Origin of the sequence: Clostridioides sp. ES-S-0054-01 (assembly GCA_021561035.1) — a bacterium.
Classification (GTDB): Bacteria; Bacillota; Clostridia; order Peptostreptococcales; family Peptostreptococcaceae; genus Clostridioides.
In genome coordinates, this window is sequence record CP067346.1 from 181,355 (window position 1) to 199,056 (window position 17,702).

14 protein-coding genes are annotated in these 17,702 nt (G+C 29.0%); all 14 read left to right on the forward strand.

What is annotated here, in order from left to right:
• Positions 1-136: 136 nt before the first annotated feature.
• A complete protein-coding gene (locus tag JJC02_01215) occupies positions 137-1,330 on the forward strand; it encodes a methionine adenosyltransferase (GenBank protein UDN54848.1) in 1,194 nt (397 codons plus the stop codon).
• Positions 1,331-1,647: 317 nt separating this feature from the next.
• Complete coding sequence (locus JJC02_01220; protein ID UDN54849.1) at positions 1,648-2,745, forward strand: hypothetical protein; 1,098 nt, start codon at positions 1,648-1,650, stop codon at positions 2,743-2,745.
• Positions 2,746-3,009: 264 nt separating this feature from the next.
• The gene (locus JJC02_01225) at positions 3,010-5,229 is read left to right on the forward strand and encodes an ATP-dependent RecD-like DNA helicase (GenBank protein UDN54850.1); all 2,220 of its coding nucleotides are present in this window, start codon (positions 3,010-3,012) and stop codon (positions 5,227-5,229) included.
• A gap of 2 nt (positions 5,230-5,231) precedes the next feature.
• A complete protein-coding gene (locus JJC02_01230) occupies positions 5,232-6,014 on the forward strand; it encodes a ComF family protein (GenBank protein UDN54851.1) in 783 nt (260 codons plus the stop codon).
• Between the two features lie 334 nt (positions 6,015-6,348).
• Positions 6,349-8,262, forward strand: coding sequence for a transcription antiterminator (locus tag JJC02_01235; GenBank protein UDN54852.1), 1,914 nt, complete (start codon positions 6,349-6,351; stop codon positions 8,260-8,262).
• A gap of 139 nt (positions 8,263-8,401) precedes the next feature.
• Positions 8,402-8,710 carry a PTS lactose/cellobiose transporter subunit IIA gene (locus JJC02_01240; protein UDN54853.1) on the forward strand — a complete coding sequence of 103 codons (309 nt, stop codon included), beginning with the start codon at positions 8,402-8,404 and terminating at the stop codon, positions 8,708-8,710.
• Positions 8,711-8,733: 23 nt separating this feature from the next.
• Complete coding sequence (locus tag JJC02_01245) at positions 8,734-9,060, forward strand: PTS sugar transporter subunit IIB (protein UDN54854.1); 327 nt, start codon at positions 8,734-8,736, stop codon at positions 9,058-9,060.
• A gap of 38 nt (positions 9,061-9,098) precedes the next feature.
• Positions 9,099-10,433, forward strand: a complete 1,335-nt coding sequence (gene celB / locus JJC02_01250; protein ID UDN54855.1) for a PTS cellobiose transporter subunit IIC — start codon at positions 9,099-9,101, stop codon at positions 10,431-10,433.
• Positions 10,434-10,443: 10 nt separating this feature from the next.
• Positions 10,444-10,962, forward strand: coding sequence for a glycine/betaine/sarcosine/D-proline family reductase selenoprotein B (locus JJC02_01255; protein UDN54856.1), 519 nt, complete (start codon positions 10,444-10,446; stop codon positions 10,960-10,962).
• Between the two features lie 96 nt (positions 10,963-11,058).
• A complete protein-coding gene (locus tag JJC02_01260; protein UDN54857.1) occupies positions 11,059-12,018 on the forward strand; it encodes a N(4)-(beta-N-acetylglucosaminyl)-L-asparaginase in 960 nt (319 codons plus the stop codon).
• 48 nt (positions 12,019-12,066) lie between these two features.
• Positions 12,067-13,119, forward strand: coding sequence for a Sapep family Mn(2+)-dependent dipeptidase (locus JJC02_01265; protein UDN54858.1), 1,053 nt, complete (start codon positions 12,067-12,069; stop codon positions 13,117-13,119).
• 2 nt (positions 13,120-13,121) lie between these two features.
• Positions 13,122-13,796 (forward strand): copper homeostasis protein CutC, encoded by a 675-nt coding sequence (locus JJC02_01270; GenBank protein UDN54859.1) that lies wholly within the window; start codon positions 13,122-13,124, stop codon positions 13,794-13,796.
• A 545-nt stretch (positions 13,797-14,341) separates the two neighbouring features.
• Entirely contained in the window at positions 14,342-14,893 is a 552-nt protein-coding gene (gene raiA, locus JJC02_01275; protein UDN54860.1) for a ribosome-associated translation inhibitor RaiA, read from the forward strand.
• Positions 14,894-15,024: 131 nt separating this feature from the next.
• Positions 15,025-17,700 carry a preprotein translocase subunit SecA gene (gene secA / locus JJC02_01280; protein ID UDN54861.1) on the forward strand — a complete coding sequence of 892 codons (2,676 nt, stop codon included), beginning with the start codon at positions 15,025-15,027 and terminating at the stop codon, positions 17,698-17,700.
• Positions 17,701-17,702: the final 2 nt, after the last annotated feature.

Consider the following 17,702-nt stretch of genomic DNA (forward strand, 5'->3'; position numbering starts at 1 on the left):
CAGTTAATTAGTATATAATTACGATTATTAACCTCTTCTTATAAAGGAGAGGTTTTTTATTTTGAGTAAAGTTTCTAAAATTAGAAATAAGGTAAAACCTATAATAAAAATTAAGAATGGATAAGGGGGAATAAAAATGGCAAGACATTTATTTACGTCAGAATCAGTTACAGAAGGACATCCTGATAAGATATGTGACCAAATATCAGATTCAATATTAGATGCATTATTAGAAAAAGACCCACAATCTAGAGTAGCTTGTGAAACTACAGTTACTACTGGTTTAGTTTTAGTGGCAGGGGAAATAAGTACATCTGCTTATGTAGACATTCCTAAGTTAGTAAGAGAAACAGTAAGAGAAATTGGATATACAAGAGCAAAATATGGATTTGATTGTGATACTTGTGCAGTTATAACTTCTATAGATGAACAATCTGGAGATATAGCTATGGGAGTTGACGAAGGTCTAGAAAGTAAGACTGGAGAAGAGATAGAAGAAGAAATAGAAAAGGTTGGAGCTGGAGACCAAGGTATAATGTTTGGATTTGCATGTAATGAGACCCCAGAATTAATGCCACTTCCAATATCTTTGGCACATAAATTATCAAGAAGACTTACAGAAGTTAGAAAGACAGGTCTAGTTGATTATTTAAGACCAGATGGAAAAACTCAAGTTACTGTTGAATATGAAGGAAGTAAAGCTGTAAGAGTACATACAGTTCTTATATCAGCTCAACATTGTGAAACAGTATCAAATGATAAAATAAGAGAAGATTTAATTAATCATGTTATTAAAGAGGTTATACCAGCAGAATTACTTGATGAAGAAACTAAAATTTATATAAATCCAACAGGAAGATTCGTTATAGGAGGACCTCAAGGAGATACAGGTCTTACAGGAAGAAAAATAATAATAGATACTTATGGTGGATATTCTAGACATGGTGGAGGAGCTTTCTCAGGAAAAGACCCTACAAAAGTTGATAGATCTGCTGCTTATGCAGCTAGATATGTTGCAAAAAATATTGTTGCAGCTGGTCTTGCAGATAAATGTGAGATAGAACTTGCATATGCTATAGGTATAGCTAGACCATTATCTATATTTATAGATACTTTTGGGACAGGTAAAGTTTCAGAAGAAAAACTTGTTGAATTAGTAAATAAGCACTTTGATTTAAGACCAGGAGCGATAATAAGAGACTTAGGTCTAAGAAAGCCTCTTTATAAAAAAGTTGCTGCTTATGGTCACTTTGGTAGAACAGATATAGATTTACCTTGGGAAAGAACTGACAAAGTTGAACAGTTAAGAAAAGATGCTTTAGGTGAATAATTTTTAACTAAAAAGCTGTTAGAATGTAATTTTATGATTACTTTCTAATAGCTTTTTTATTATGAGTTAAATATTTTTAATAAATGTTAATTTCTCATCATATAATAAATAAACCGTATTTAATTAGATTAATACATTTTGTTTTACAATTATATACTAAATTTATATATATTATGGGATATATGTTAAAAAATGGTTAAGAATGTGTTAACTAATGTTAAATAATTACAAATGTATTAAAATATCACACCAACGAGTCTAATATAATCTTAATAAACTTACACTTTAAAAATAATTTTAATTAGGGGGAGTAGTGTATGTCAGGTAAAGTAAATATTAAAACTGTTATAAGTTTTGCTGGAGCTTATGTAGCTACTGTAATAGGTTCTGGATTTGCAACTGGTCAAGAAATATTGCAATTTTTTACGTTTTATGGATATGCTGGTATTATAGGTGGAATAATATCTATGTTATTATTTTCATGGTTTGGAGCAGAAGTTATAGAGAAGGGAAGAGAATTGAAGCTTAAAGAACCAATAAAGATTTATCAAGTATATTGTGGAAAATATCTTGGAACATTCTTTGAATGGTTTGGACCATTATTTTTATTTGGAACATTAGTAATAATGATTGCAGGAGCAGGAGCTACATTGTCAGAATACTATGGATTAAATCCATATGTGGGTAGGATTGGTATGGCAATAGTTTCCCTAATAACTGTTTCACTAGGTTTGACAAGACTTTCTAAGATACTAGGTAATATAGGTCCTATAATAATAATATTTACACTTTTAGTAGGAGCAATTAGTTTATTTAGTAATATTGGTGCTTTATCAGATGCTGGGACTATGGTTGATAATTTAAACATTAAAACTGTTACATCAAATGGATATTTCTCAGGAGTACTTTATACTTGTTATAATGTAATAATAGTAATAACATTTTTGACAGGAATGGGAGCTTCTGCAGTAAATAAAAAAGATGCAGTGTGGGGTGGTATAGTAGGTGGAATAGCCCTTATGGCAGCAGCTATAATGATGAATTTAGCATTACTTTCAGATATAGGAAATATATACACAAAAGAGATACCATCACTTTACTTAGCTGATAAGATATCTCCAACAATAGGCATTTTATTCTCAGTAGTACTTTTATTAGGAATATACACTACAGCTGTACCATTGTTATGGTCAGTAACTAACAGATTTGTAGAAGATGACCATCCTAAATTTAAAGTTATAACAATAGTAGTAAGTATATTAGCTTGTATAGGAGGTTTACTACCATTTGATAAGTTAGTAGGAACTCTATATCCATATACAGGTTACATGGGAATTTTAATTTTACTATGTATGCTTTATAGAAGAATCACTAAAACCGAGGGATATAAAGAAAATAAATCTGAAATAAGTTAGTATTATAATATTATTTGTGAAATTTGATTTGTATTTTAAATATAGAGTAATTGAAATAGAATAACTAGTTAAATATGGTACCTATATTTTAAGGTACCATATTTTTTGGATGCAGATCTTTTTTGTTTCTGATAAAATGTATAATAGTTGGAAATTACGTTAAGTATAAAAATATAAAAGCTTCTCTAAGACTATCATAGTTTTAACATAGTAAGTATACTAACGTTTAAACAGAGCGATTATTAGTATTTTTAGGAGATAAAAATGGAAAAATTAGAAGGAATGATAAGTGAAATAGTCTTTAAAAATGAAGATAATGGCTATACAATAGCTCATTTGGTAAATGGAAATAATGAAATTGTCATTGTGGGATGTATGCCTACTTTGGCAATTGGAGAAAGCATAGAAGTTGAAGGAAAGTGGGTAAACCATAAGATTTATGGGACTCAATTTGAGGTGAATAGTTTTATGCCAGTAACACCATCATCCTTAGAAGGAATTTATGTTTACTTATCTTCTGGAATGATACATGGTATTGGCGAAAAAATGGCTAAGAGAATAATTGATAAATTTGGTGTAGATACGTTAGATGTGATACAAAATTCACCAGAAAAACTACAAGAAGTAGAGGGCATAGGGCGTAAAAAAGTAAAACAAATAGTAAAAAGTTATGAAGAAGACAGAGAATTGAGAAGTATAATAATAGAGCTATCTCCTTTTGGAATAACACCAAATTACTGTCTAAAAATATATAAGAAATATAAAAGCAGGGCAATAAAAGTTATAAATAAAAACCCATACCAACTTGCTGAAGATATAAGAGGAATTGGATTTAAGGTAGCTGATAGTATAGCAAATAAAATTGGTATAGATAAAAACTCTAAAGATAGAATTTGTCAAGGAATCTTATACACTTTGAATAAATCTTTAAGTAATGGGCATACATATTTACCAGAGCATGTTCTAATACAAGATTCAGAAAAGTTATTGGAACTAAATGGAGAAATAATAAAAGAGTGTATAATGATGTTAGTTTATAATCAAAAAATACATATAGAGAAAGTAAACAATGAAAATCTTATATATCTTATGCCGTACTATTTAGCTGAAAATGGAGTATGTAGTCAAATAGTAAAATTATCACAATATGAATTTGAAGACTTAAAAATAGACATAGATAGAGAGATTAAAATTTTAGAAGAAGATAAGAGAATTAAGCTAGCAGAAAAACAAATTTTAGCAGTTAAAGAGTCTGTTAATAGTGGAGTATTAATTATAACTGGTGGTCCAGGAACTGGTAAGACAACTACTATCAATGCTATCATAGATATATTTGAAAACAATGGGAAAAGTGTAACTTTAGCAGCTCCAACAGGAAGGGCAGCAAAGAGAATGAGTGAAACTTCTGATAAAGAAGCAAAAACTATACATAGATTATTAGAAATGGGATTCTCAACAGATGATGATTTAACTTTTTTTAAGGATGAAGAAGACCCAATAAATTCAGATGTAATAATTGTTGATGAGGTATCAATGGTAGACATTATCTTAATGTACAACTTGCTTAGAGCTATAAAGTTAGGGACAAGAGTAATTTTGGTTGGAGATAGTGACCAATTACCTTCTGTAGGTGCTGGAAATGTACTTAAGGACATGATTAGTTCTAGTATTATAAATGTAGTTAAATTAAATGAAATATTTAGACAAGCACAAGAGAGTATGATAATTGTAAATGCTCATAAGATAAACAATGGAGAGCCACTTTATCTAAATACAAAAGGTAAAGATTTCTTTTTTATAAGAAAATCAACTAATGAAGAAATTTTAAATGAAATAATAGGATTAGTTAATGAAAGATTACCTAAATTTTATAAAGTTGATAAATTAAAAGATATACAAGTTTTATCTTCAATGAGAAAAGGTGAGTTAGGAGTTACTAATCTCAATATAGAGTTACAAAAGTATCTTAACAAAAAAGAAAAATTTAAAGTTGAAGAAAGTTTTTCTAAAAGATTGTTTAGAGTTGGCGATAAGGTAATGCAAGTAAAAAATAATTATACAAAAAAGTGGGAAACAGAGGACCAAAAAGAAAGTGGAGAAGGTATATATAATGGAGATATAGGATATGTTTATCACATAGATAAAGATAAGAAAACTATTTATGTATTATTTGATCAAATTAAAATCGTATCGTACTTATATGATGAATTAGATGAAATTGACCATAGTTTCTGTACAACGATACATAAAAGTCAGGGAAGTGAATTTCCAGTTATAGTATTGCCAATAACTTGGGCTCCTCCTATGTTACTTAGCCGTAATTTATTATATACAGCAGTAACAAGAGCAAAAAAATTAGTTGTATTAGTTGGAGATGTGAAATATCTTGAATATATGATAAAAAATAATAGAGTTAATCAACGGTATTCAAATTTAGGGTATAAGCTGAATAAATTTAAGCGAGAAGGGCTGTTGATAGAATAAATATGAGAATATGCAATGATAATTTTATTAAGAGTTTTAAAAATATGATTAATAAATGTCTGGATTTTATATATCCTGAGAATATAAGTTGCATAATTTGTGATAAATCCATAAAGAAAACAAATACATATTCAATATGTAAAAGCTGTTTTAAAGAAATGAATTTTATACAGGATGGTTGCATGAAGTGTGGAAAGCCAATAATACGTCATTCAATCGAAAAAGAGTTTGTTGAAGAGTGTAGCTATTGTTTTAATAAAGATTTTTATTTTGACAAATCAATATCCTGCATTGAATACAATGATGTAACCAAAAAGATAGTTTTAGGGATGAAATATAATCAAAAAACATTTATGGCTAAGTATATAGCTCAGATAATGAAAGAAAAATTGTATTTAGAAAACATAAAATTTGATTATATATTATTTGTTCCACTTCATAAAAAAAGACTAAATAAAAGAGGTTTTAATCAGGCACAAAAAATAGCATTTAATTTAAGTAAAATGATAAATATTCCATTATTGGATTGTATAAGTAGAAAAAAGTATACAAGAATGCTATATAAATTAAACAAAAAGGAACGAAAAGAAGAACTAAAAAATGTATTTGTTGTTAAAGAAAATATTAAATTAATAAATAATAAAAATATACTTTTAATAGATGATATATTTACTACTGGTTTTACAACAAATGAAATTTCTAAACTTTTAAAGTTATCTGGTGTTAATAAGGTCTTTGTATTGACTTTACTTACAAAAGCAAACGATAATTATGTTATGGAATAATCTTATATATTGACAATTCTAATTTAAAATATTAAAATGGATAAGTGATATTTAGGTCTGTGGTTGAAAGTCCAAGCCAGTCGCAGGCAAAGGGATCCACGTAAGTTAACACTAAAAATTGGGTTAATGATCATGGTGCGGCTTAGAAGTAAGACCTACCGATAATAAAATCGAGAGAGAGTAGTAGTGCGGCGAACCCAAGCGAACCCTCCAGTAGGCGAGTGTGGGGTCAAAAACCAGGTCAGCTAAATATCATATTAAAAGAGAGCTAGCATAATACCTTTATGTATAGCTCTTTTTTACATATAATAAATTTAGGTTGAGTCATAAAGAGGTGATATGTTTGAATAAAAGGCAAGAAAATTTATTAACAACATTGCTATTAAAAGAAGAGTTTATAAATGTCAATGAGATTGCCAATGATTTTGAGTGTTCGGAAAGGACAATAAGAAATGATTGCAAATATATTGACGAATGGTTATCTACTTTTTGTAATGCTTATATTAAAAGAAAACCTAATATAGGAATTAAATTTAGTGGAGATGATACAGATAAAATACTGGTAAATCAGAAGTTACGAGGTGAAGTTAAAAGAGTAAATAGTGAGCTTCATAAGCAAGTTGAGATATTAAATTTAATACTTTGTAATAATAAAAAAGTTACTTTAAATGATTTATCGAATAAGTTGTATATAAATAAAAATATTGTCAGAGAAGAAATAAGTAAATTATCAGTGGCATTAAATAATTATAATCTAAATGTCTCAACTAAAAAAGGTAGTGGTATATATATTGAAGGGGATGAGAAAGACATAAGGATAATGTTAGTATCATTCTTATTTAAATACATAGATAGATACAGGTTAAACATAGATGAAATAGAATATTTCCATATAGTAGATATAATAATTGTCAAAAACATAATGTCTACTATAGAGGATAATATGGAGATAAGACTTACAGATATATCATTTAAGCAATTGATGTTATTTTTTCTTATAAACATAATACGAATAAGGCTGGGAAACTCTTTAAAAGTAAAAAATGCTAAGAAAGAACTTAAACTAAAAATGCTTATCTTAGGTATAGAAGATGAGCTAAAATCTAATTTATCCATAGCATTAAATTATGAAGAAAAATTATTTATAGAATCTTTAATATTTGGTATGAATAAACAAATAAATAGTAGTAATACTAAAAAATCATTATATCTAAATGAAGAATTAGTAAATTATACAAAAAAAATTATAAGTTTAGTATCGGAAGAATCAGGAATAAATTTCAATAATGATATATTACTTTATGAGCAATTAATATGTCATTTGAATGTTACAATGCACCAAATGAAAAGTAATGTTTACTTAGAAAATCCACTTTTAGATAATATAAAGACTAAATTTTGCTTTTTATTTACAGTAATATCAAGTTCAATAGAAATTGAATTAAAAGGTAAAAAAATAACTGAAGATGAAATCGGCTATCTTACACTTCACTTTCAAACCTCTCTAGAAAGAAAGTACAATAAAAAGGAATCAAATAAAAAAGCGAGTATTGTATGTCCATTTAGTTTTGGAGTAAGTATGCTATTAAAAGTAAAAATAGAAAAGAGATTTAATAACATAGAAATTATTGAAACATTAAGAGAGGAAGATTTAAAAAGAGATAACTTTAATAAGACAATAGATTTTATAATTGCATTTCAAGAGTATGAGAATGTTCAAAAGCCAATTTTTATAACAACACCATTATTTACTGATGAGGATGAGAATAAACTCAAAGATTTTACAAACAAAATAAAAGAAAAAGATACTTCATATAAGCTTATGAACAGATTAATGATGTCTGATTATTTAATAAGGGAGTTAGAGCATGATGATATTTATGAAGCTATAACATATTTAACTAATTTATTAATTGAAAAACATTATGCAGAAAAAGAGTATTTACAATCTATTATAACAAGAGAAAAGTCATACCCAACCAATGTTGGGAAAGGAATACTATTCCCTCATGGAGATATGAAATATATAAAGCAATCTGTTCTATGTTTTGCAAGGTTAAAAACACCAATAAAAATTAGAAATGGAAAGGATATAAAGTTTATACTTTTATTAGCTTATAAAAAGGATGATGATAGAAAAATATTTAGAGAGTTATTTAAAGAAATATCTAATCTAACAGAAGATGAAAATATGCTAGATATTTTAAGTAAATGTGACATTGAAAAAGTAAAAGATATTCTTATATAAAATTCATAGTGAACTATGGATAAGCACAAAATTTTCCATGTGATGGAAAAAGTTGTGCATGTTTTTTTGTTTTTGTGAGGTATTATATATTTGTAAGGTATAAATAAGCTAAAAAAGAGAAGCAACTTAGGAGGAAAAAATGGAAGAAATAGTTTTAAAGATTATAATTCATGCTGGAAATGCAAAATCTATACTTTATGAAGCACTTGACTGTGCAAAGGAAAACGATTTTAAAAAAGCAGATGAATTAATTGAAAGTGCAAATGAAGAAATCTTAAAAGCACATAAAGTACAAACTGAACTTATACAAAAGGAAGCTGGAGGAGATAAGTCAGATATATCTATCTTATTGATTCACTCTCAAGACCATTTAATGACTTGTATGAGTGAGAGAAATCTTATAAAAGAAATGATTATGTTAAGAAAAGAAATTCAAAAATTAAAATAAAAAATTAAGGGGGATTTAAAAGAATGAAAAGAAAAATATATTTGTTTTGTAGCTTTGGAATGTCAACAAGTTTACTTGCAGAGAAAATGCAGAAGGTAGCAGATAAACACAATTTACCAATAGAAGTAGAGGCATTTCCAATAGCAGAGATTGATAAAATAGTTGAAGAAAAAAATCCAGATTGTATATTATTAGGACCACAAGTTAAATACATGTTAAAGGAATTAAAACCAAAGTTTGAAGCTCAAGGTAAACTTATAGATATAATCAATGAGGTTGATTATGGAACTATGAATGGGGAAAAAGTACTAAAGGTCGCTATAAAGCTAATAAAATCTAAACAAGCATAGAATTATAATAAAAAATAATGAGAGATGAGGGTGGATAGATGAATAGATTGGAAAGAATACTTATGCCATTGGCTGAAAAAATAGGTAAAAATAAATTATTAATTGCAATTAGAGATGGTTTTTTAGTATCATCACCATTATTGATAATAGGTTCATTATTTTTATTAGTAGCAAATTTTCCTATAAAAGGCTGGAATGAATTTGTAGGTCAAATTTTTGGTCCAGATTGGGCTGTAAAATTGCAACAACCAACTGTAGCAACATTTGAAGTAATGACTTTACTTGCAGTTTTAGGAATTGGATATTCTTATGCAAAGCAAATAGATGTAGACCCAATAGCATCAGCAGCAGTTGCAATAGTTGCTTTTTTTATAGTAACACCATTTGTAATACCATATACACCAGAAGGAACAGAATCAGTATACATGGTAACAGGTATACCACTAGGATGGATGGGTTCTAAGGGAATGTTTGTAGGTATGATAACAGCAATAACTTCTGTAAGATTATTTGGTGCAGTTGTAAAAAAAGGATGGACACTGAAAATGCCAGATGGAGTTCCTCCAACTGTATCAAAATCATTTGCAGCATTAATACCAAGTGCAATAGTTATGATAGTTTTCTTTTTAGTTAAGATAGCTTTTGAAGCTACGCCATATGGAAGTATACATGAATTTATATTTAAGTTTTTACAAATACCATTATTAAAATTAGGAAATACTTTAAGTGCTACAGCAATAGCTTACGTATTCTTACATCTATTCTGGTTCTTTGGAATAAATGGAAGTAGTGTTGTTGGGGCTGTGTATAATCCTATATTAAAAATTCTATCAGCTGAAAATTTAGCTGCTTTTCAAGCTGGTACAAAACTACCGAATATAATAACTGCTCAATTTCAAGACATGTTTGCAACATTTGGTGGAGCAGGTAGTACATTATCATTAATTATAGCTATGTTATTAATATGTAAAAGTAAACGTATAAAGTCAATAGGAAAGTTGTCAATTTTACCAGGCATATTTGGTATAAATGAGCCATTGATATTTGGTCTACCAATAATGCTTAACCCAATACTATTGATACCGTTTGCATTAGTTCCAACAGTAAATATAATAATAGCTTATTTCTGCATGTCAACAGGATTAGTACCACTTACAAATGGAGTTCAGCTACCGTGGACGACTCCAATTATATTCTCTGGTTTTCTAACAACAGGATGGCAAGGTGCAGTTTTACAATTAGTACTTCTTATACTAGGAATATTTATGTATATACCATTTATAAAAATGCTAGATAAACAATATTTGAAAGAAGAAAAATCAAATGTTGAAGAGGAAGATGATGATATATCTTTTGATGATTTAGTACTATAGGGGGAAGATTATGAAGAAAATAGTTATGATATTGGACCAAATACAAGCTGGGGCTGGAGGAAAAGAGAAAAGTAACATACCTCCTGCTGGAAAATCAAGCCCATTAGGACCAGGTGTAATGATGGAACCATTTTTAAAGGAATCTAAGGTAATAGCGACATTATTTTGTGGAGATGAATTTTTTGTAAATAATGAAGAAGAAGTAACAAACAAAATGATAGCTATGGTAAAAAAATTAAACCCTGATGTAGTAATCTGTGGACCAAGTTTTAATTATGAAAATTTTTCTAAGATGTCAGCGATAATATCTAAAAATATAAATGATAAGGCAGACATACCAGCTTTTGCAGCTATGTCAGAAGAAAATGTAGATGTGATAAACGAATATAAAAACGATATATGTATAGTTAAGACTCCAAAAAAAGGTGGAATTGGTCTTAACGACTCATTAAATAACATATGTAAATTAGCGAAAGCAATGGCAAATAAAGAAGATATAACTTTGATGAAAGAAGACTTTTGTTATTGATTTGAGTATTAAATATTAACAAGTTTGAATGTTTATACTGTTTATGATAAATATACATTATTAAAATCTATACAATTTAAGGAGGGGAATTTTAACATGTGGGGAATGATAGCGACATGGAGAATGGCCCTAGAAGGAATAACTGAGGCATCAGAACATTTAGAAAAAGGCATGGAAGCAGGTGATGCTGTGGAGCTTGCTGTAAGAAGAGTTGAAGATTATCCATTCTATAAATCGGTTGGATATGGTGGACTTCCAAATGAAAACTGCGAGGTAGAACTTGATGCTGCATTTATGGATGGTAACACGTTAGATATTGGAGCAGTTGCTGGTATAAAAGATTATTCTAATCCTGTCAGTATAGCTAGGAAGTTAAGTTATGAGAAGGTAAATAACTTCTTAGTTGGAATAGGTGCTGAAGAGTATGCTCATAAAAATGGATTTGAAAGAAAAAATATGTTGACTGATAGAGCAAAGTTACATTATAAAAAGAGAAAACAAGAAACTTTAGACAAAGGATTAAGCCCATATGCTGGTCATGATACTGTTGGTATGATATCTTTAGACAAAAATGGAAAGATGTGTGTAGCTACATCAACAAGTGGATTATTTATGAAGAAGAGAGGTAGAATAGGAGATTCTGCACTATCTGGTTCAGGATTCTATGTTGATAGTAATATAGGAGGAGCTACAGCTACTGGTTTGGGAGAAGATTTAATGAAGGGATGTATATCTTATGAGATAGTTAGACTTATGAAAGAAGGAAAACATCCACAAGAAGCGTGTGATATAGCAGTAAATGAACTTGATAAACAACTTATCAAAAGAAGAGGAAAAGCTGGTGATTTATCATTAGTTGCCATGAATAATAAGGGTGAATGGGGAGTAGCTACAAATATAGCTGATTTTACTTTTTCAGTAGTAACTAGAGAAGAGTCCCCTACTGTATATATTTCAAATAGAGTAAATGGAAAAACTATACATAAGGTTATATCAAATGAGTGGATGGAAGCATATGAAGCTAGAATAAAAGCACCAATAGAAGTAAGTGAATAAAGTAGTAGTTACATAATTAGAATAGAGTTTTATAATGAGGAGATTTTTATGAATATCATAAGTAATAAAATAGATGAATTAAAAGAAGATTTATTAAGTGATATTATAGATATTGTAAAAATACCTAGTGTCAAAGGGGAGTCAGAAGATGGCTTCCCTTTTGGCGAAAAAATAGGGGAAGCACTTAATAAAGCATTAGAAATATCAGAAAAATTGGGGTTTAAGATTAGAAATTTGGATAATTATATTGGTTATGCAGAACATGGAGATAGCGAAGATTATGTTTGTGTAATTGGGCATGTGGATGTTGTACATGAAGGAGAAGGTTGGAAGTATAAGCCCTATAAGGGAGAAGAAACTAATGGAAGAATTTATGGAAGAGGAGTACTGGATAATAAAGGACCTATAATTTCTGCTTTATATGGATTATATGCTATTAAAGAATTAAATTTAAAATTAGATAAAAAAGTTAGGATAATATTTGGTACAAATGAAGAAAGTGGATTTGAAGATATACCATATTATTTAAAAAAAGAAAAAGCTCCTGTTATGGGTTTTACACCGGATTGTAAGTATCCTGTTGTATATGGTGAAAAAGGTATGGCAAAGATTAGAATAAAAAGTAAAAACAATTATGAAGAAGATACATTTTTAGGTTTTATAGAAAGTATGTCAGAAAATGTGCTTGTTACATATAAAGATTTAAATAAAGAAAATAATGATATTATATTGGATATAAAGGTAAAGTACGATTTTAGCTATAAACTAAAAGATGTGTTAGATGAAATAAAATCTAGCTTTCCAGATAATATAGAGATAGAGGTAATTTCTAATTTTAATCCTGTGTATTTTGATAAAGATAGTAATCTCATTAAAAAACTTCAGCTAGCTTATGAAAGGGTCACATCATTAGATGGAACTCCAGTAACGACTAATGGAGGTACATATGCAAAAGTAATGCCAAATATAGTTCCATTTGGACCTTCATTTCCAGGACAAAAAGGAATAGCTCATAATCCTGATGAATACATGGATATAGAAGATATAATATTAAATGCAAAGATATTTGCAAATGCAATATATGAATTGGCAAAGGAGTAGTTATGTTAGAGATAATAGGAATGTCAGTAGAAGACGCTAAAATTATAGAAGATTGTGGTGCAGATAGAATAGAGCTAGTTAGTGCTTTAACTGAAGGTGGGTTGACACCAAGTTTTGGTCTTATAGAAAGGGTTGTTAACAGTGTAAAGATACCTGTGAACGTAATGATAAGACATCATGCGAAAAGTTTTGTATACAGTAAAGAAGATATAAGTATAATGCAAAAAGATATAAGTGTGATTAAAGAGATTGGTGCTAATGGAGTTGTATTTGGTGTATTAGATAAAAACAATAAAATAGATGAAAAAAATCTAAATATTTTATTAAGATGTTGTGATAATCTTGATGTTACATTTCATAGAGCTATAGATGAATCAAATACAACGGATAGTGTTAAAATTTTGAAGGATTATGATAAGATTACAAATATACTAACATCAGGGGGGAAGGGAAGTATAGTTGATAATATACAAATAATAAAGGATATGATGTTTAGTTCTAATCACATAAAAATTCTTTTAGGTGGAGGGCTTAATTTAGATAATATAGAAAAGATAAAAGACTCAACTAAAGCAAGTAATTTTCACTTTGGTACAGCTATTAGAATGAATAACAGTCCTTTTGAAGATATAGATAGACAAAAGCTTAAACAACTCGTAAATATAATTTCAAGATAGTAATATGAAATACTTGGTCTAAATAAAGAGTGTGAGTTAATTATAATTTGGGTATATGAATGTTAATAGGTATTAAATATGAAATTATTGTTTAGTATGCTTTACGACTTTTTAGAGTCTTAAATATAAATAATGAAAGAAGAGATAGAATATGGAGGTTTTAGAGGGTTTATATTTGTAAAAAATTATAAAGATTAAATGGCATATAATACATATAATTTCCTAAAATTACCATCTTATGACATGAATTCACATATTAATAAACAATTAATGGAGATTTTTGTGGATAGAAATAGTAGTAAAAATAGCTTTAAATAAACAAAAACAAGAGTTATTAACAGTTTTATCCACATTATCCACAGGTATTTGTAATAATATTAATCCACATGAGTATTAAGATAACTAAAAATGATAAATAATTCTATCAATTGAATAGAAAAAATCATAAAAGTAAATAATGAAAAGAGGATTATGAGAGTTCGTGTAGAATATATTATTAAAGTATAAATTTTCTTATACTGGCATAATTGAAGGGAGATGTACTTATGAACATAATTATATCTGGAAAACAAATCGAATTAACTGATGCAATAAAAAATAAAATTGAAAGCAAACTAAGCAAGTTAGATAATTACATTCATCCAGACACTGATGTAAAAGTTACAGTAAGTGCTAGAAAAGCAAGACAAAAAATAGAAGTAACAATAGCTACTGTAAATGGACCTATAATTAGAGCAGAAGATATGCAGGAAAATTTATACACAGCCATAGATGTTGTATATGATAAATTAAGTAAACAATTAAAAAAATATAAAAAGAGACTACAAGATAAACATAAAGACAACAAGAGTATAAGATTCCAAGACGCAGAGATAAATCTAGCTGACGAGCAAGAGGATTATGGGGATGAAAATCAAGAGTTAGTAATTCAAAGACGTAAAAAATTTAGTGTTAAGCCAATGAGCGAAGAGGAAGCTGTATTACAGATGGAGTTAATAGGACATGATTTTTATATGTTTAAGAATATAGATTCAGATGAAATAGCAGTAGTTTATAAGCGTAATAATGGTGGATATGGTATAATAGAACATGAATAAAGCAATTTAGATTTAATCATATTAGCTATCGATAAATAAATTATCGATAGCTTTTTAAATTAATATTAAAAGTATAGTTTTTATGGTAAAATGAATAATAGTACAATAAAGAACGAGGAGAGATGTAAAATATGAGCTTTATGGATAATTTATTCAACATGGCAGATAAAAAAGAATTAAAAAAGTTCAATAAAACTGTTGATATAATAGATTCATTAGAACCTAAGTTTGAATCTATGGCAGACTCGGAACTTAAAAATATGACAAATATATTTAAAGAGAGATTAGCAAATGGTGAAAGTATAGATGATATACTTCCAGAAGCTTTTGCAGTAGTTAGAGAAGTTTCTAAGAGAGTGTTAGGACTTAGACACTACAGAGTTCAAATGATTGGAGGTATAGTGCTACATCAAGGAAGAATAGCCGAGATGAAAACAGGTGAAGGTAAAACCTTGGTTGCAACTGCTCCTGTTTATTTGAATGCGCTTACTGGAAAAGGTGTACATGTTGTAACAGTAAATGATTACCTTGCAAAACGTGATAGAGACCAAATGGCAAAAATCTATGAGTTTTTAGGAATGAGTGTAGGTGTTATTATACATGGTCAAAACCCAAAAGTTAGAAAAGAACAATATGATTGTGATATAACTTATGGTACAAATAATGAGTATGGATTTGACTACTTAAAGGACAATATGGTAATACACAAAGAGCAAAGAGTTCAAAGAGGATTAAATTATGCCATAGTGGATGAGGTTGACTCTATACTAATAGATGAGGCTAGAACACCGCTTATCATATCTGGACCAGGAGACAAATCAACTCATTTATATTCAGATGCAAATACATTTGTTTTAACTTTAAAACCAGATGATTATGAATTAGAAGAAAAAGATAAGGCTGTATCTCTAACAGCATCAGGTATACAAAAAGCAGAAGTATATTTTAATGTTGATAATATAACAGATATATCTCATACAGAGTTATATCATCATATAAATCAGGCTTTAAGGGCACATGTAATAATGAAGAAAGATGTTGATTATGTTGCTAAAGATGGAGAAATAGTAATAGTAGATGAGTTCACAGGTAGACTTATGTTTGGTAGAAGATATTCAGAAGGTTTACATCAAGCAATAGAAGCTAAAGAAGGTCTTAAAATACAAAGAGAGTCTAAAACACTAGCTACTGTAACATTCCAAAACTACTTTAGAATGTACAAAAAACTTTCTGGTATGACTGGTACAGCAAAAACAGAAGAAGAAGAGTTTAAAGCAATCTATAAAATGGATGTTTTTCAAGTACCTACCAATAAACTTATGATAAGGGAAGACTTACCAGACTGTGTATACAAAAGTGAAATAGGTAAGTTTAATGCTGTGGCTCAAGAAATAATTGAAAGACATAAGGTAAATCAACCAATACTTGTAGGTACAGTATCAATAGAAAAGTCAGAATTATTATCACAAATACTAAAGAAAAAAGGCATAAAACATGAAGTGTTAAATGCTAAGCATCATGATAAAGAGGCAGAAATAATAGCACAAGCTGGTAGACTTGGAGCTGTTACGATAGCTACTAATATGGCTGGTCGTGGTACAGATATAGTTCTAGGTGGAAACCCAGATTTCTTAACTAAGAGAGAAATGAGAAGAAATGGATTTAAAGAAGAAATAGTAAATAGAGTAGATACTCCAATAGAAGGGATACCTGTAAAAGGGAATGAAACTCTATTTGAAGCTAGAGCAGAGTATGAAAAACTATTTGAAAAGTTTAAACAACAAACACAAGAAGAACAAAAAAAAGTTGTAGAAGCAGGTGGACTTGCTATAATTGGTACAGAGAGACACGAATCTCGAAGAATAGATAACCAGTTGAGAGGTCGTGCTGGTCGTCAAGGTGACCCAGGTAGTTCAAGATTCTATATAGGTCTTGATGATGACCTTATGAGATTGTTTGGAAGTGATAGAATATCTGGAATTGTAGATAAAATAGGTCTTGAAGAAGATATGCCAATAGAACATAGAATATTATCTAAATCTATTGAAGGAGCACAAAAGAAAGTCGAAGGCAAAAACTTTGGTATAAGAAAGCATGTACTTCAATACGATGATGTTATGAATAAACAAAGAGAAATAATATATGCAGAAAGAAAACGTGTATTAGAGGGTGAAGATTTACAAGAACAAATACAATCAATGACTCATTCTATAATAGAAGAGGCAGTTACTCTTTATACACAAGATAAAGGATTTGATGAAGAAGGATTCAAAGAACATATGTATAATCTGTTCTTACCAAAAGGTAGTATAGAAATACCAGAAATAGAAAAACTTAATCCAGTTGAAATAACGGAAAAAGTTTATGAAATAGCTATGAAGATATATACTTCAAAAGAAGAACAAGTTGGCTATGAGAGAATGAGAGAGGTTGAGAGAGTAATCTTACTTCAAGCTGTTGATAACCATTGGATAGACCATATAGATGCTATGGACCAATTGCGTCAAGGTATTGGTCTTCGTGCTATAGGTCAACAAGACCCAGTTATTGCTTATAAAATGGAAGGTTTTGATATGTTTGATGAAATGAATAAACATATCAAGGAAGATACTGTAAGGTATTTATTCAATATAACAATAGAAACTCCAGTGGAAAGAAAAGCTGTTGTAGATGTTGAAAATCTATCTTCTCCATCAGATGGAACACTTCCAACAAGTAAAACTGTTAAAAAAGATGAAAAAGTTGGAAGAAATGACTTATGTCCTTGTGGAAGTGGTAAAAAATATAAAAACTGTTGTGGAAGATAATC

Excerpts from the sequence above, each read along its gene's own strand:
- JJC02_01220 (UDN54849.1), top strand. The coding sequence starts at position 1,648 with ATGTCAGGTAAAGTAAATATTAAAACTGTTATAAGTTTTGCTGGAGCT.
- raiA (UDN54860.1), top strand. The coding sequence starts at position 14,342 with ATGAACATAATTATATCTGGAAAACAAATCGAATTAACTGATGCAATA.
- JJC02_01265 (UDN54858.1), top strand. The coding sequence starts at position 12,067 with ATGAATATCATAAGTAATAAAATAGATGAATTAAAAGAAGATTTATTA.
- JJC02_01225 (UDN54850.1), top strand. The coding sequence starts at position 3,010 with ATGGAAAAATTAGAAGGAATGATAAGTGAAATAGTCTTTAAAAATGAA.
- JJC02_01245 (UDN54854.1), top strand. The coding sequence starts at position 8,734 with ATGAAAAGAAAAATATATTTGTTTTGTAGCTTTGGAATGTCAACAAGT.
- JJC02_01230 (UDN54851.1), top strand. The coding sequence starts at position 5,232 with ATGAGAATATGCAATGATAATTTTATTAAGAGTTTTAAAAATATGATT.
- secA (UDN54861.1), top strand. The coding sequence starts at position 15,025 with ATGAGCTTTATGGATAATTTATTCAACATGGCAGATAAAAAAGAATTA.
- JJC02_01255 (UDN54856.1), top strand. The coding sequence starts at position 10,444 with ATGAAGAAAATAGTTATGATATTGGACCAAATACAAGCTGGGGCTGGA.
- JJC02_01270 (UDN54859.1), top strand. The coding sequence starts at position 13,122 with ATGTTAGAGATAATAGGAATGTCAGTAGAAGACGCTAAAATTATAGAA.
- celB (UDN54855.1), top strand. The coding sequence starts at position 9,099 with ATGAATAGATTGGAAAGAATACTTATGCCATTGGCTGAAAAAATAGGT.
- JJC02_01215 (UDN54848.1), top strand. The coding sequence starts at position 137 with ATGGCAAGACATTTATTTACGTCAGAATCAGTTACAGAAGGACATCCT.
- JJC02_01260 (UDN54857.1), top strand. The coding sequence starts at position 11,059 with ATGTGGGGAATGATAGCGACATGGAGAATGGCCCTAGAAGGAATAACT.
- JJC02_01240 (UDN54853.1), top strand. The coding sequence starts at position 8,402 with ATGGAAGAAATAGTTTTAAAGATTATAATTCATGCTGGAAATGCAAAA.